Annotated in this window: 12 protein-coding genes; 9 read left to right on the top strand and 3 right to left on the bottom strand. The window is 59.1% G+C overall.

From position 1 onward, the window contains the following. Positions 1 to 49: 49 nt before the first annotated feature. The 7 genes from INF32_RS01305 to INF32_RS01275 all read left to right on the top strand — a co-directional run bounded on the left by INF32_RS01305 (position 50) and on the right by INF32_RS01275 (position 11,175). A complete protein-coding gene (locus INF32_RS01305) occupies positions 50 to 1,624 on the top strand; it encodes a glycoside hydrolase family 28 protein (protein WP_226386614.1) in 1,575 nt (524 codons plus the stop codon). A gap of 30 nt (positions 1,625 to 1,654) precedes the next feature. Next, positions 1,655 to 3,604, top strand: a complete 1,950-nt coding sequence (locus INF32_RS01300) for a glycoside hydrolase family 88 protein (RefSeq protein ID WP_226386613.1) — start codon at positions 1,655 to 1,657, stop codon at positions 3,602 to 3,604. A 247-nt stretch (positions 3,605 to 3,851) separates the two neighbouring features. Continuing rightward, the gene (locus INF32_RS01295) at positions 3,852 to 6,155 is read left to right on the top strand and encodes a GH92 family glycosyl hydrolase (protein ID WP_226386612.1); all 2,304 of its coding nucleotides are present in this window, start codon (positions 3,852 to 3,854) and stop codon (positions 6,153 to 6,155) included. A gap of 22 nt (positions 6,156 to 6,177) precedes the next feature. Continuing rightward, on the top strand, positions 6,178 to 8,067 hold the full coding sequence (locus INF32_RS01290; RefSeq protein WP_226386611.1) for a PfkB family carbohydrate kinase: 1,890 nt from the start codon (positions 6,178 to 6,180) through the stop codon (positions 8,065 to 8,067). 5 nt (positions 8,068 to 8,072) lie between these two features. Next, complete coding sequence (locus tag INF32_RS01285) at positions 8,073 to 9,176, top strand: hypothetical protein (protein WP_226386610.1); 1,104 nt, start codon at positions 8,073 to 8,075, stop codon at positions 9,174 to 9,176. Beyond that, on the top strand, positions 9,173 to 9,757 hold the full coding sequence (gene gmhA, locus INF32_RS01280) for a D-sedoheptulose 7-phosphate isomerase (protein WP_226386609.1): 585 nt from the start codon (positions 9,173 to 9,175) through the stop codon (positions 9,755 to 9,757). The genes INF32_RS01285 and gmhA overlap by 4 nt, the downstream gene beginning before the upstream one ends. A 284-nt stretch (positions 9,758 to 10,041) precedes the next feature. Beyond that, positions 10,042 to 11,175 (top strand): uroporphyrinogen decarboxylase family protein, encoded by a 1,134-nt coding sequence (locus tag INF32_RS01275; protein WP_226386608.1) that lies wholly within the window; start codon positions 10,042 to 10,044, stop codon positions 11,173 to 11,175. 100 nt (positions 11,176 to 11,275) lie between these two features. On the opposite strand, the gene INF32_RS01270 is transcribed toward INF32_RS01275, so the two are convergent. From INF32_RS01270 to INF32_RS01260, 3 genes are all read right to left on the bottom strand, one after another. Next, positions 11,276 to 12,307: a hypothetical protein gene (locus tag INF32_RS01270; protein WP_226386607.1), complete on the bottom strand. Its 1,032-nt coding sequence runs from the start codon at positions 12,305 to 12,307 to the stop codon at positions 11,276 to 11,278. A gap of 224 nt (positions 12,308 to 12,531) precedes the next feature. Next, positions 12,532 to 13,227: a FadR/GntR family transcriptional regulator gene (locus INF32_RS01265; RefSeq protein WP_226386606.1), complete on the bottom strand. Its 696-nt coding sequence runs from the start codon at positions 13,225 to 13,227 to the stop codon at positions 12,532 to 12,534. A gap of 55 nt (positions 13,228 to 13,282) precedes the next feature. Further along, positions 13,283 to 14,191 (bottom strand): polysaccharide lyase, encoded by a 909-nt coding sequence (locus INF32_RS01260; RefSeq protein WP_226386605.1) that lies wholly within the window; start codon positions 14,189 to 14,191, stop codon positions 13,283 to 13,285. Positions 14,192 to 14,293: 102 nt separating this feature from the next. Here INF32_RS01260 and INF32_RS01255 point away from each other — a divergent pair, with 102 nt between their 5' ends. Then, entirely contained in the window at positions 14,294 to 15,286 is a 993-nt protein-coding gene (locus tag INF32_RS01255) for an alpha/beta hydrolase (protein ID WP_226388075.1), read from the top strand. 4 nt (positions 15,287 to 15,290) lie between these two features. Next, on the top strand, positions 15,291 to 16,709 hold the full coding sequence (locus INF32_RS01250) for a sialate O-acetylesterase (RefSeq protein WP_226386604.1): 1,419 nt from the start codon (positions 15,291 to 15,293) through the stop codon (positions 16,707 to 16,709). Positions 16,710 to 16,760: the final 51 nt, after the last annotated feature.

Genomic DNA, 16,760 nt, shown 5'->3' with positions numbered 1-16,760 from the left:
AAAATGTCCGGGCAGTTTGCCCGGACATTCCTACGAACCTATTTCGAAAATGAAAAAAACGATCTGTTTCGCCGCCCTGCTGCTCTCCTCCGCGGTCCGGGCGATGGCCGGCGACTACAACATTCTCGATTTCGGCGCCGTCGCCGACGGACGCACGCTCGCCACCGCAGCCATCCAACAGGCGGTGGACCGCTGTTCGGCACAGGGCGGAGGACGGGTGGTAATACCCTCCGGAAACTACTATACGGGGGTGATCTTCATGCGTTCCGGCGTGGAGCTGCATCTGGAGCAGAACGCCCGGCTGATCGGCAGCACCGACTACAAGGATTATCCCGACATGGAAAAGGAACGCAAGGGACTGATCCACTGCGCCGGTGTTTCGAACATCGCGGTCACGGGCTTCGGGGAGATTTACGGCAGCGGGGAGTGTCCCGCCTTCCAGGTGGGAGGCCAGAACGAACTGCGGCCCCACTGCATCCTGCTCGACGACTGCCGGAAGGTGAACGTGCAGGACGTCACGCTGCGCAATGCCGGATTCTGGACGTTCAAGATCCATGACAGCCGCGAGGTGTTCGTCCGGGGAATCCGCATCTACTCCCACAGCAATTTCAACAATGACGGCATCGACATCGACGGCCGGGACATCGTGGTATCCGACTGCCTGATCGAAGCCACCGACGACGGCATCTGTTTCAAGAGCGAAAGCCCTTCGGGCGAACCCTGTCAGAACATCGCCGTAACCAACTGCGTGGTCGCCTCCAACTGCAATGCCATCAAATTCGGCACGGCGGCCAAATGCGGTTTCCGGAACATCACCGTGAGCAACTGCGTCATCAAGACCCCGGCGGAAAACGATCTGTTCAGCTACAAATCCCACATCGTTCCCGGCGTTTCGGTACCGGTGCACAACAATTCGGGCATAGCGCTGGAACAGGTGGATGCAGCCGTCTTCGAAAAGGTGACGATTTCCAATATCGTCATGGACAACGTGCTCACCCCGATCTTCATCCGGTTCGGGGCCCGGCGACCGCGCGAACCGCGCTTCTTCCGCGACGTGGTCATCTCCAATATCGTTGCGAACGGAGTGAGCCACATGAGCAGTTCGATCACGGGTATCCCGGGCCACCGGGTGGAGGGAATCACCATCAGCAACGTGACGCTCAACGTTTGCGGAGGCGGCCTGATCGATGCTGTGGAAAAGGAGGTGCCGGAACAGATCAGGATGTATCCCGAGAACAAGATGTTCGGCCCCTCCCTGCCCGCCTACGGCTTCTATCTGCGACACGTGGACGGAATCGTGCTGGAAAATATCCGGGTCAACCTCGAACACTCCGACCGCCGGCATGCTCTCTGGCTGGAAGACGCGCACAATGTGCGGATTTCCGGCCTCGAGGCGAAGGACCACACGTCGGAACAGGCCCTTGTCCGGATAAAGGAGTGTACCAATGTGACTTTCACCGGATATGACGGACGAGGCCGGATTCCCCTGCTGATGCGGGTGAGCGGTGCCGGCACCGGACGCATCAAACTGGCGGGAAACGACCTGACCCGGGTGGAACGCCACGTAGAACGCTCGGCCGAGGTAGCCCCCGAGGCAATCATAGAAAAATACAATTTCGAATAAAGGAGAGACACCGTTTATATGAGACACGCTATGAAAAGAACCTGGACGGTCGCCCTGCTTCTGCTGGCAGCCGCCGTCTCCCGGGCCGGGGAATCGCAGGTAAGGCATTCGCTGGTGCATTGGGCATTCCGCGTACCTCTGAGTTATCTGATGGAACAGGCCAGACCGCTCGACGTCCACACGATCGAGGTCGTGGGCCCCGGACAATGGCGGCAGATACAGTCGCAGGGATTCGACATCCTGGTGGCCGACGGGGCCGATCTGGGAATCGAACGGGGCTTCGCCGATCCGGAATACCAGCCGGAACTGATCGCCCGCTACAAAAAAATGATCCCCCGGGTGGCCAAAGCGGGGATTCCCTATCTGATATGCTACTCCGGCCTCAACACCCGCCATACGTCCGAAGAGGCGCTGGAAATCTGTGCACGGGGGCTGAAGGAGATCGTCCGCAGCGCAGAGAAAAACAACGTGACCCTGTTGCTGGAACTTTACAGCAGCAGGGAGGGAAAGGACCTCTACTTCAAACACAGTTTTCCCCACTACGCCGCCGACTCGCCCGAATGGGGCGCACGTTTATGCGACAGGGTGGGTTCCCCGAATCTGAAACTGCTCTACGACGTATGGCAGATGTACGACATGGGACGCGACGTCTTTTCCGACGTCAAACGGTACGCCCCCTACATCGCCCATTACCACATGGCGGGGATCGAGGGCCGCAAGCCTTTCACCGACCGGGAGCCGCTGGATTTCAAGGCGCTTTCCGAAACCATCTATGCAACGGGATACAAAGGGTTCATCGGCCACGAATACATGATCGAGAAAGAGGTGCCCGCCAAGCTGAAAGAGGCGGTCGAACGGCTGACGTTCGACGATCCGCAACCGCCGTTCGCCCTGCGCAGTTGGGGCGATTCGCTGGTCCACTATTCGACCGGCTGCTACCTGCCTCCCTCGAAATACCGCTGGAACTGGCGCGATGCCGTCCTGCTGCGCGGTATGGTAGACCTGTACGAGGACCAGCCGGAGAAAAAGGAGGCGGCGATGCGGTACGTCCACAGCTGTATGGACCGCCATCTGGAACGGGCCTACGGAAAACATCCGAATGCCGTGGCCTCGGCACTCGGACTGGCGTTCCTGGCCCGCCACACCGACGACCCGAAATACATGGAAGCGGCACACAGGGTGTACGGCGATTACCTGAAAATACCGCGGACCTCGAACGGCGGCGTTTCGCACCGTGCCGACGTCACCGAACTGTGGGACGACACGATCTACATGATCGGGGTCTTTCTGTTGGAAATGTACCGGGCGACGGGCGACGAATCCTACCTGGATGAACTTTCGGTCCAGATCATCGCCCATTACGACAAACTGGGCGACCCGCACACGGGCCTCTGGTACCATGGCTGGGACAACGACACGACGGTGACCGACGACGGCTGCTGCCAACTGAACTGGAGCGCCAACCCGCAGCGACGCAACGACGAATTCTGGGGTCGCGGAAACGGCTGGATCGCCATGACGCTGGCCGACTGCCTGGCCACCATGCCGAAGGATTACCCCGGCCGCAGGGAGTGCCGGAAACTGTTCGTCCGCATGATGAACACCCTGCTCCCCCTGCAGGATGCCCGGACAGGACACTGGCTCCAGTTGCCCGTCCACACGGAAGACCTCGGCCGGGGCAACTTCATCGAAAGCTCCTGCACGGCGATGTTCGGTTACGCCATGGCCCGCGGAATCGAAACGGGAGACCTGCCCGCCCGCCGGTTCATGCCCGCCGTCGAACGGGCACACGAAGGGTTAGGAAAGTACAGCATCTTCCCTACGGGACATTACGTGACGATCGGGAACGTCTGTGCGGGAACCTGCATCGGCGACAGGGGGTATTACTACCGCCGCGGCGTGGTACAGGGGACCGAATTCGCCCTCGGAGCGGCTATCCTGTTCGACAATACCTACCGGAAACTGAAAAAACAGGAATAACCGCCTCCGGGCAGGGACCGTGTTTTTCTTCTGTCAGAAAAGCATCCTGAATTGAAAGATTTTTATCCGAATTTCATCCGAAAACGATCCCGAAATGCCGTCAGAAACCAATTCGAGGATTGGCAGTCTCGTTTTTTCTTCCTATATTCAACCTGCTTTCCGGTCTCCGCTCCGGCGGTTCGGATCGGAATCTCCCTCCAACAAAAACGATCAAAAAGACAAACAAACCTTCACACTGCAAACCGTTATGAGAAACCTACGATCGACCCTTCTGTCCGCGTGCATCGCGGCGATCGGAACGACGGCCTGTAACAGCGGCCCCGCGCCGGACCTGATCCGGCACGTCAATCCCCAGACCGGAACCGGCGCGAGCACGACCGTCAGTGCCCTGACCTTTTCGGCCGGCACGGAATCCCTCGCCCAGACCACACCCAACGTCTGCACTCCCAACCCCATGACTCTGTGGACGCCCCAGACACGCGCCACCGAGGTGAAATGCGTCGCTCCGTATTATTATAAAGACTCTCTGATGCAGGGTTTCCGCGGCTCGCACTGGATCAACGGAGGCTGTGCCGCCGACTACGGGACATTTACCCTGATGCCGGTCACCGGCACCCCTTTCCCCACCTCCGAAACGAGGGCTTCCCTCTTCAGCCATGACAGCGAAATCTCCACACCGGCCTATTACTCGGTTCGCCTGGAGCGTTACGGAATCGACGCGGAGATGACCGCACTGCAACGTACGGCCATTTTCCGTTTCGACTATGAAGGGGACGAGACGCCGGGAGCGATCGTCCAGATCAACAACGACCGCGGGCTGGGTTTCATCGAAATCGACCCGCAAAAACGCGAGATACGGGGCTACAATCCCGTCAACCGCCAATACCGGATGAACCATCTTTCCGCCCATCTGAACGGCTATTTCGTGGTGCGGTTCGACCGAGACTTCGAATCGTGGAGCATTTTCGGCGACAGCACGATACAGTCGGGAGCCACCACCGCCCGGGACCTCAAGGACATGGGGGCCACGGTGACCTTTAAAGACGGCACCGGAAAAATAACGGCCAAGGCAGGAACTTCCTTTACCGGTCTGGCCGGCGCACAGGCCAATCTCGACGGGGAGATACCCGAATGGGACTTCACCGGAGTGAAGAAAGAGGCCGAGAAACAGTGGAACGAGCACCTGTCCAAAATCAGGATCGAAGGGGCCACCGACCAACAGAAAGACATTTTCTACACGGCCTTCTACCATACCTCCCTGCTGCCCCGCAAGATGAACGACCTCGACGGCCAGCGCCCCGCCTTCACCACGGGCGAGACGGTCCCGACCGCCTACGAGGGCGACTACTACGACGACTTCTCGATGTGGGACATCTACCGCGCCACCCTGCCCCTAACCGCCATCATCGAACCGCAGAAGACCAACGACTACGTCAACTCCTTCATCGCCAAATACGAAGAGGGAGGCTGGCTGCCCATCTTCCCGCTCCACAACAACTACACGTCGGCCATGATCGGAGACCACGGCATCGCCATGATCGGAGACGCATGGTGCAAGGGAATCCGCAACTACGACATCGAAAAGGCCTATGCCGCCATGCGTCAGAATGCCTTCGATTCGCCCGATTCGGCCGACTACAAGATGGGAATGGGCCGCCGGGCGCTGAAATCCTACCTCGAGTACGGATACGTACCGCTGGAAGACCCCGTCCTGGACGCTTTCCACCGCGGGGAACAGGTGAGCCGGACACTGGAGTACGCCTACGACGACTTCGTACTGGCCCAGATAGCCAAAGACCTGGGCAAGACGGACGACTACGACAAACTGACCGCCCGCGCCGCCAACTACAAGAACGTGCTCGATCCGGAGACGAAATGGGCCCGGGGCCGCTATGCGGACGGCCGGTTCATCGAGCCGTTCGATCCTGCGGTCAAAGTCCGCTACATCACCGAAGGCACACCCAAGCATTACACGTGGTACGTGCCCCAGGACGTGCAGGGACTGATCGACTTTATGGGCGAAGAGACCTTCGTGGCCAACCTCGACAGCATGTTCGCCCACCACTTCTACTGGCACGGCAACGAACCCGGCCACCAGACGGCCTTCCTGTTCAACTGGGCCGGTCTGCCGTGGAAAACGCAGGGCTACGTGCGCGACATCCTGCGCACCGAATATGCCGACGGTCCGGGCGGGCTCTGCGGCAACGAGGATTCCGGACAGATGTCGGCCTGGTACATGCTCTCGTCGATGGGTTTCTATCCCGTATGTCCCGGTGTACCGCAGTATGCCATCGCCAGTCCGATGTATCCCAAAACGGAAATCGAACTGCCCGGTGGCAAGGTATTCACGATCGTTGCCAACAACGCTTCCGACGAAAACGTCTACATCCAGTCGGCCACGCTCGACGGGAAACCCTACGACAAAAGCTACTTCACCCACGACGACATAACGAACGGCTCCACGCTGGTCTTCGAAATGGGTCCGGAACCCAACAAGGCATGGGCCGCCGGCAAGGAGGCCCGGCCCTACTCCATGACTCCTGTACGTTAACCGATCCGATCACAGTCATACCATGTTCATTCCGAATCTCGAAAAACACCTCGAACGCCTGAAGGACGTAGAGGTGGCGGTCATCGGGGATTTCTGCCTCGACGCCTATTACCGGATCGACCCGGAACACTCCGAACTGTCGCTGGAAACAGGCCAGCCCGTACGGGCCGTCAGCCAAATGCGATTCTCGCTGGGGGGCGCCTCCAACGTGGCCAACAACCTGATCGACCTGGGCGTCCGCAATGTCTACGCGGTGGGCGTAGTGGGCGACGACTGCTTCGGCAAGGAGCTGTTCAGACTCTTCGACGGCAAAGGAATCGACCGCAGCCATATATGCATCCAGTCCGGGGAGTGGGATACCCATGTTTACAGCAAGGTGATCGACGGCGAACGCGAACTGGAGCGTATCGACTTCGGCACGTTCAACCGTCTGAACGCCGAAACCGAAAACCGTCTGCTGGAGGCGATCCGCCGGCTGGCGGAAAAGGTCGGCCATTTCGTCGTCAACGAACAGTTCGTACACGGCATCCATACCCCGGGCTTCCGGGAGGGGCTGCGCCGCATCATGAAGGAGTTCCCGCAGACGGTATTCATCGCCGACTGCCGCGACTACAACACCGAGTATCCCGATGCCGTCCATAAACTGAACAACCGAGAGGGCTCCATCCTGTGCGGTCTGCCCGATACGGACGACCCGTTGGAGGAACAGGCCCGCGAAGTGGCCGGACGGCTCCGGGAAATGTGGCAAAAACCGCTCTTCCTCACCCGGGGGGAACGGGGCTGCCTCGTCTGCGACGAAAACGGCATACGGACGGTCCCGGGCTTCCACATCACCGCGAAAGTGGATACCGTAGGTGCCGGCGACAGTATGCTGGCAGGCATCGCGGCCAGCCTGGCCGCAGGCTGCCGCCCGGACGAAGCCGCCGAATTCGGCAATATGGTGGCCGGGGTCACCATCCAGAAACTCTTCACAACGGGAACCGCCACTCCCGCCGAAATCACCGCATTCGCCGCAACCGCCGACTACGCCTACAACCACGATCTCGCGGAATCGGTACGCCGTGCCCGTTATTTCGAAGGCTCGGAGATCGAAATAGTCACCGGCCGCGAATCCCCGCACGACTTCGCCTTCGCCGTATTCGACCACGACGGCACCTTCTCCACCCTGCGCCAAGGATGGGAACAAGTGATGGAACCCGTCATGATTCGCGCCATTTTGGGCGACCAGTACGACAAAGCAAGCGAAGCCCTGTTCGAAAAAATCGAACAGGACGTACGCCAGTTCATCGACAAAACCACCGGAATCCAGACCCTCGTACAGATGCAGGGACTGGTAAAAATGGTCCGAGAATACGGTTTTGTACCCGAAGAGCAAATCCTCGACGAATTCGGCTACAAGGCGCTGTATAACGAGGCACTGATGGAAATGGTGAACCGGCGCATCGAAAAGGTTCGCCGGGGGGAACTCGGACTGGAGGACGTCACCGTAAAAGGATCGTTCGGTTTGCTGAAAGCCCTCCGCGAAATGGGCGTACGCCTCTTCCTGGCCAGCGGGACCGACGAGGAGGATGTCCGCCGCGAAGCCGAACTGCTGGGATATGCCGGCTATTTCGACGGCGGCATCTGGGGCGCGGTGAACGACATCAAACACGAACCCAAGAAAATCGTGCTCAACAACATCATCAACTCGGTGGGACGGGAGAATGCATCGCGCATCGTCACCTTCGGCGACGGTCCCGTGGAAATCCGCGAAACGGCCAAAGCCGGAGGCTTCACCGTAGGCGTAGCCAGCGACGAAATACGGCGTTACGGACTGAACGAAACCAAACGCCGACGGCTGATTCTGGCCGGGGCCGACATCGTCATTCCCGACTACTCGCAGCTCGAACAGCTCAAACAACTGATATTCTGAGAACCATGAACCGTTTCGAACTAATCATCAAACCGCTCTCCGAACGCAAGAACAAAGTGTTCGCGGAAAGGGACATGATCTCCCCCGACACGCCGCCCCGGCACCTCTCCGACCGGGCCCGGGACACGGTCGAAACCCTCGTTCCGCTTATCCTGCAGGCCCGCCGGGAGGGGCGTTCGGTGATGCTCACATTCGGAGCCCACACCATCAAGAACGGCATGGCTCCCACGCTGATCGCCCTAATGGAAGAGGGGTGGTGCACCCATCTGGCCACCAACGGGGCAGGCATCATCCACGACTGGGAGCTGGCCTTCCAGGGACAGACCAGCGAGGACGTGCGGGCCAATGTCTGCCGGGGGGAGTTCGGCACCTGGCAGGAGACCGGCTTCAACCTCAACCTCGCCCTCAACGTAGGTGCCTGGCGCGGATTCGGCTACGGCGAATCGGTCGGCCGTCTGGTCGCCGACGACGGATTGCCGATTCCCTCGACTGAGGAGCTGGAAACCTTTGCGGCCGAACACATGCGGGACGATCCCCAACGGTCGGCGGCGGCACTGGACCTCTGTACGGTGATCCGGAGGTTCGGACTGCAACCGGGGTTCCTCGAAGTGAAACACCGTTACCCGCAGTACGGTATCCAGGCCGCCGCCGTGCGGCTGGGCATTCCCTTCACGGCCCACCCCATGTTCGGCCACGACATCATATACACCCATCCGATGAACTGCGGGGCCGCCGTGGGACGGACGGCCGAACGGGATTTCCTCCGCTTCGCCGACAGTGTGGCAGGCCTTACCGACGGAGTCTACATGTCGGTCGGTTCGGCTGTCATGTCGCCCATGGTTTTCGAGAAATCGCTCTCCATGTCGCAGAACCTCGCCCTCCAACGGGGAGAGACCATCCACGGACACCGGATTTTCGTGGTCGATCTGGCCGAATCGACCTGGGACTGGAACCAATCGGGCGAGCCTCCGATGGACAATCCGGCCTACTATCTGCGTTACTGCAAGACCTTCTCCCGCATGGGCGGACAAATGAGCTACACCACCGCAGACAACCGCGACTTTTTACTGGCACTCTATCAGGAACTATCCAAACAGACACTACGATGAGTATCGACAGAATCAGGGAAGACTTCGCCGAAGCACGCACCACCCTCGATGCCTTCACGGCCGACGAAGCCAACTGGGATGCGATCCGCCGGGCCGGCGACCTGATGGTCAAGGCGCTCCGGAACGGAGGCAAGATCATCACCTGCGGAAACGGAGGGTCGATGTGCGACGCCATGCACTTCGCCGAAGAGCTGACAGGCAGGTTCAGGGAGAACCGCAGGGCGCTGGCCGCCGTAGCTGCCGCGGACGTCTCCCACCTCACCTGTGTGGCCAACGACTACGGGTACGAATACGTCTTTTCGAAATACGTAGAGGGAGTGGGACGTTCCGGCGACGTCTTGCTGGGCATCAGCACCAGCGGCAATTCGGCCAACGTGATCGAAGCGATCCGGACGGCCCGGACCATGGGAATCGCCACGGTAGCCCTCACGGGCAAAAACGGCGGAGAGTTGTCCTCGCTTTGCGACGTGGAAATCCGTGCCCCCCAAACCCGTTATTCCGACCGGGCGCAGGAGATTCACGAAAAAGTGATCCACGGCCTGGTCCATTACATCGAACTGGAGCTGGGTGTGGGGGAATGACATGTCCCGCCGCGCTCACCGGATCGTAAAACGGACCGAAACGCTTCAGTCCTGCACACCCGCCCACGACAGAGCTCAGGCCTTACAGACATTTTCGATCCGCCTTTCCGACTTAACCCCCCCGTGTTTCCCCAAAAATTCCGGCCGGACAGGGACCGGACTGAAAAGGTCCGGCCATTCCCCGGACAGAAAAGAATCGTCCAGCCATCCGGCACGAATCGTACATTTTTTCTCTGCCGCAAGTTTGCTACTTTTGTAAAAATTCCGAAACGACACCCTAAACGATGACACAGGAAAAAGAATTCGACTTTTCGCTGTCCGACTCTCAGGCTACGGCCGTGGAACCGCTGACCCCGGAGAAATTCGACATCCCGGCCTACGAAGCCTACGAACAGGAACTCAACGAGCGGTGCGACGCCTTCTGGAAGGGAAAGGAAGGGGTGCTGGTCTATCGCCGCATGCGTGTGAAGGAGGTTTTCTCAACCGACTGCCGCGACATGCGCAAATCGCTGGAATGGCAGTTGGGCGCCCTGCGCAAAAGCATGGAATTCAAGGCCGACGTCCCCAACTTTCTGGAACCGTGGTACGGACTGGGCACAGTGGCTTCGGCCTTCGGATTCGGATACGTATGGAACCCGGGGCAGGCCCCGGCTGTGGACGGACATTTCGGCTCGGTCGAAGAGATGCTGGCCTACGACGCCCGGCCGGTACGGGAAACGGAGATCGGACGGCATACACTGGAGATGGTGGAATATTTCCTGGAGAAAACCGGAGGACGGCTTCCCGTCTCCTACTGCGACGTGCAGTCGCCGCTGAACGTGGTGGGAAATATCGTCGATTCGAACCAGTTCTATATGGATTTCGTGCTCAACCCCGATCTGGTCCGCCGGGCGTTCGACCGGGTAGCCGATCTGTTCGTGGAATACATGAAAATCCAGCGGGAGATGATCGGCGGCGCGCTGGCCAAACCCGGCCACGGATTCTCGTCGAGCCGGACCTTCGAGGGAATGGGCATGAGCGATGACAACGCGGTGATGCTCCCGGGCGACATGTACTCCGAACTGGCCGTACCCGCTTTCGTCAAGGCATGCGCGCCGTTCGGCGGCGGTGTATTCCACTCGTGCGGCAACTGGTCGGACAAGAAGCGCCTCGTGGCCGGCATCGAGGGGCTGCGCATGGCCGACGGGGCCTTCACCAAGGCGACCGATCCCGCGGCCAATCCTACGGAAGGATTTGCGGAGGCTTTCGCCGGAAGCGGTGTGGTGCTGAACGCCCGCATGGTGGGTTCGCCCGAAACCGTCGGACAGAAAGTGCGCGAACTGTGGCGACCGGGCATGAAACTGATCGTGGTCACCTACTGCGAAACGCCCGCCGAACAGGAAGAAACCTACGACCGGATACACGAGATATGCCGGTAGAAGCAATCCGCCCTCATCGGCAGGCGAATCACTATATCATGCCCGAAACGGATGAAGTCCGGTGCGGAATGTCGCATCCGGCGTTCCGCATCCGCCCTCGTCATTTTAACATGGGACCCGGCGCAACGAACCGGAACGAGAACTTCTCCCCGTCCCTGAAACGGCAGGTCCAATCCATATCGTAAAAATTGCCGTTGAAAGCCTCCAGTTCCAGGTCTCCGATCTTCTGGTCACGGTCCGTGAACACGACCACCGCCCGGGACAGATTCTTGCCGATCAGCTCGCCCATCAATTCGTTGGCCCGTTCCTCCCCCATATCTTCGAACAGGGACCACAATTCATAGATATTGCCAATCTGATTGATCGTTCCCCGGACGCGGATGTTATTGTACTCCATCTTCATTTCCATATCCGACCCGACGGTCAGCACCGAAAAGAGATGCGAGGCACCGCCCTCCTTTTTCAACAGATACTCGGCCGATATGCTGGAAATGACGAAACGGCTCAGCGATACTTCGTTACGGAACCGCCTCATCGTCGCGGAATAGGGAGGAACCGTCACCGCCCCCTCCGACTTCGTATCGGACACATAGCGACTGCTACGCATCTGAAGTTCGCCGTTGTGATACAGCGAAAATTCCAGCCATTTTTCCGAAGCCGCCACGGTGCTGTTAATCACCACTCGCAGATCGTTTTTCGAATCGTCCGTCACCGACGAAGGGAAGAGCACCTCCACGACCGCACCGGCATTGATCGTCGTGTCGAAACCCGGTGTACTCTTGTCGGGATTCCACGTCAGCTTCATCCCCACGAAAGAGTTCCCGGAAGCGCTCCGCACCTGCGGCGAGGAGAAGTCGGAGGTGATCGTAACGAAACCGAAATCCACGCCGTAATGCTCCATAGCTTCGGCAAAGCGATCCTGCACCTGCTCCACATACGTTCCGAAATCGGCCTCCTGCCGCTCGCACTGGTCCAGATTGTCCTGCATCAGACTCCGCAGCTCGGCCGAAGAGTGCGGGGCAAACGGTTTTTCATCGTCCGGCACGAACAGAGTGTCGTTGCCGTCGTCGCTGCATGCTGCAAAAGCCAGCATACACAGCAGGGAGCAGAGCCATTTATTCATCATTGTCATTCGTTTGAATTTACCAATCGGATGCAAACATACGAATAAAGCGGGAAATTTCTCAGGAATCACCGCAAAAAGGGGAAAGGCCACTCCTTGCCGACCGGCATACCCCGGCCGCTCCGGGAAAGACAGAAAATAAATCCGTCGCCGGACGATTCCGAAATTCAGACAGCGCTTTGTAAGCCGGAATCCATATTTTACAAAACTATATACACCGGAGAGAAGTAAACCTATTCCAGAAAATGATTTTCATCGTTGTTCGTCGCAGCGAACTTACGCAGCGACTGGAAATGGCGGCGCAGCATCTTGGCCGCCCCCTCCTCGTCCTTCTCACGGACAAAGCGCAACAATTCGCGGTGTTCGAAGCACACTTCTTCCGACGGCACGGAACAGACGCGATAACGCTGGTAATAACGCAATACATCGGGCGTAATAACCAACAGCAGCGAGGCGATCACCGGATTATGGGCTCCGCGGGCGAGTGCCTGGTGATAGGCAAAATCCTTCGACACCCGGTCGTCGGTATAGAAACCCTTCTCACATTCGACCAGAGCCTCTTCGATGGCAACCAGATCCTCGTCCGTACGGTTACGGGCACAGAGCTTTATGGCCTCGATCTCGAGCAGGACACGCACGTAAACCAGCGAAGCGAAGTCGTACTGCTCGATCCGGAGTGCGTCGGTAATCATGCTCTCCAGCACCTGCATCTTCTCCTGCGCGACGACGGTGCCGCTCTGGGGAAAGGTCTGGACAATGCCGTAAAACTCAAGTTTCTGAAACGCAGCACGCACATGAGTGCGTCCCACACCCAGCTTTTCGGCCAGACGGCGCTCCGCCGGCAGGCGGTCGCCCGGTTGCAAACGTCCCTGATAAAGCTGCTCCTTGATATGCTTCAATACGATATCGACCTGTTTAATGTTCGTCATTGCACAAAAACTGATTAAACAGATGCAAAGATCGTAAAAAAACAATTATCCCAAATTATTTGGAAACCTTTTCGACCGAAAAATCCGCAAAACGAAGCACTTCATCACGCAGCCGGGCCTTGAGCGATCCGCCGGCACCGAAACTGCGGTAAATTCCCCATTTGGGCCGTACCCCCGCCGCACCTTCACGCCACATGGCCAAACCGGTCTCGGAAACGGAAACCAGCTCCCGGCCGTCATCGAGACGTTTCACACTCACCCGGTAACTGCCCTGCATGCCGCACACGACACGCTCCTCGACCTCGACCCAGCGGCCCAGAAACTCCGCAAGATCGGCCCGTGCGAGATAGACGTTGCCCGTGGAAGCGGAAGAGGGTCCCACGAAGATCACCTGAAACTGCTGTTTGCCGTTGGAAAGCGTACGGGCCGTAAAGGTAATCAGAGGATTGCCCACATCCGCCGTCCCTTCCGCATTGTCGATCCCCTTGATCTGATGCAGGTGGCAAAATTTTTCCGTGGTCTTCATCTCCTCGGGCAGACGGAATTTCCAGCGGAAAATCATTTCGTCGCCCTGTTGCCCCACCATCGAAGCCGGCGACTTGGCATCGGTCTTGATTTCGTTGCGCTGCCGGTCGGTAATGTTCGGCAGCCCGCGATCGTCGTCGATGTCGATGTGGATATAGAAATCGAAAACATAGGCCCCCAACTCCTCGTCATAGGACTGACGGATATGCTGGAACGGCTCCCGTGCATGGGCGTTGGAAATGTCGGGCGTCTCGTAATTGTACCCGCTGCGGCGGATCAGCGCATAGGTCCCGGGGGTATCGCCGTCGGCGACCAGCATCCCGGCAGCAGGTTCGGACCCGCCGTCCGGAGCGCCGGGAGCGGGTTCATCCTCCGGAACACCGGCCGAACAGGCTGAGCCGAGCAGCAAGAAACCCATGAAAATTAGTCGTTTCATCATTTGGTCATGTAATTTTATTCGGCTATATTTGTTCACGGAAAATTGGTTGACCAAAATTCCGTGAACAAATATAGCAAAAAAACGAACCTAAACGTGAAAACAATGAAAAAAATCCTCTCTGCGGCATTTCTGGCCGTGATCTTCACGGCTTCGGCACAGCAACCCGCGCAAAAAGCCGAGCAGATCACCAACAGGTATGCCATGAAGCTCTCCCGGAACGACGACGGCAGCTACTCGCTTATCAATGAAAAACGTTACGCCAAAATCCTCGACCTCTCGGAAATCGAAGACCTGCTCGTCCCCTACACCTATAAGCGCGACCGGTTACAGACGCAGGATTACCGCGGGGTGGAGGTGCGCGAGTTCGTCTATACGACCCACAAAGGCTACGAACTGCGGATCGCCGTAGACATGGCCGAGAGCGAACGGCCCACACCCGTCGTCTTCTACTGCCACGGCGGGGGCTGGGCGCGCGGCAACAACGGTGTCTACCGCACGCTGTCGCAATACATGGCCAAACAGAAAGGCGTGACAGGCGTGCGTATCGCCTACTCGCTGGCCCCCCAGCCGGGTGCCGACGTACGCGTGTCGATCGCCGATGTTCTGGCAGCCGTGCAATATGTCCGCGACCACGCCGGGGAGCTGAACATCGACCCTTCGCGCATGGGCTTCGTCGGATCGTCGGCCGGAGCGCATCTGGCCGCCGTAGGGGCGATGCGCACGCCCGAAGCCAAGGCGTTCGTCGGCTACTCGGGCATATACGATCTCGAAACCGCCGCGATCTGCCAGCGATCGAAAGACGAGCAGCGCATCGCCTATTTCTGCAACCGCGATCCCGAAATCCTGCGTGAGGCATCGCCTGCGAGCATCGTTCCCTCCGGACATGTACCCGCCGCGCAGCTCTTCTGCGGCACGGGCGACATCACGGTAGAATACACCCAGAGCGAAAAGTTCGCCGAAGCCCTGCGCAAACGCGGCGGCAAGGTGGATCTCCAGGTGTATCCCGGTTACGACCACAATCTGAGCAACAAGGCTTCGGACAAGATGGAGGAAATTTTCTTCAAGAGCGTGGATTTCCTTACCGCAAACCTCTGAACGCATGAAACGCGCATTCTTCCTGCTGCTTGCGGTCCCGGCCGCACTGACCGTCCACGGCAAAGTTCTCCTGCCCTCCGTATTCGGCGACAACATGGTGTTGCAGCAACAACAGAAAGTCCGTGTCTGGGGCGACTCCGACCAGAAGGAGGTGACGCTTTCGGCTTCGTGGCGCGACACCCCGGTACGCACCGAGGTAATCGAAGGACGCTGGACGGCCGAAATCGAAACTCCGGCCGGATCGTACGTACCGCAGACCCTCACGGTACGCGACGCCGATTCCGAACTGACGCTCGGCAACGTTCTGATCGGAGAGGTATGGATATGTTCCGGACAGTCCAACATGTACATGCCCCTGCGAGGCTATACGGGACAACCCGTCGAAGGAGCCATGCGCACGGCACTCGAATCTCCCCTGTACGGCAACCGCATCCGCATGATCACGCTGCCCAAGAAAGAGGCGGAAACCCCGCAGCGCGACTTCGAAGGACACTGGGAGATACCCTCCCCCGCCACTTCGCTGCGCATGAGCGCCGCAGCCTACTATTTCGCGCAAACGCTGACCCGGACGCTGGGTGTCCCCGTAGGCATCATCTCGGCCAGCTGGGGCGGTTCGAAAATCGAAGCATGGATGAACCCTGCCTCGCTGCGCGGCATGGGTTACGATGTCGACAAGATCAATGCCGATCCCGATATTCAGCAACGTGCCAAATGCGGTCTTCTCTACAACGGGCTGATCGCCCCGGTCGCCGGATACACGGCCCGCGGATTCGCCTGGTACCAGGGAGAATCGAACCGCCGGGAGTCCGGTCGTTATGCCCGGCTGATGCAGGAGATGGTCGGCTTTTGGCGCGCCCGGTGGGGCGACACGAAGGCCGCGATGCCCTTTCTCTATGTGCAGATCGCCCCATACGACTACAAGGACGCCGATGCGACGGACGGCGTGCTGGTCATGGAAGCCCAGAGCGACGCGCTGAAACTGATCCCCAACGCGGCGATGATCGCCACGACCGACCTCGGCGAGAAGACCTGCATCCATCCCCGGAAAAAGAGGGAAGTGGGTGAACGGCTGGCCGCCGAAGCGCTGATACGCGCCTATGGCATGCGTCTCGAGTGCTGGTCCGGCGTTCGGTTCCGCCATGCGGAGTTCTCGGACGGCAAGGCCGTCGTGACCTTCGACAATGCCCGCTACGGACTGACACCGCAGGGTGAAGACATTCCCGGCTTCGAACTGGCAGGGGCCGACGGGATTTTCCACCCGGCCGTGGGCCGCATCGTTCCGTCGAAACCCATCGTAGAGGTCACCTCCGAAGCGGTAGCCGTTCCGACCGCCGTGCGCTACGCTTTCCGCAACTACACGCCGACCAATCTGCGCAACACGCTCGGGCTCCCGGCGTTCCCGTTCCGCACGGACCGTCCATAGTCTCCGGAAACGGGAAAGCCGAAGACCGGCGCACCCCTCATTCACGGAACC

The organism is Gallalistipes aquisgranensis, assembly GCF_014982715.1.
Lineage (GTDB): Bacteria > Bacteroidota > Bacteroidia > Bacteroidales > Rikenellaceae > Gallalistipes > Gallalistipes aquisgranensis.
Note: the sequence above shows the minus strand (reverse complement) of the source record. Positions and strands in the feature narration are given on the sequence as shown.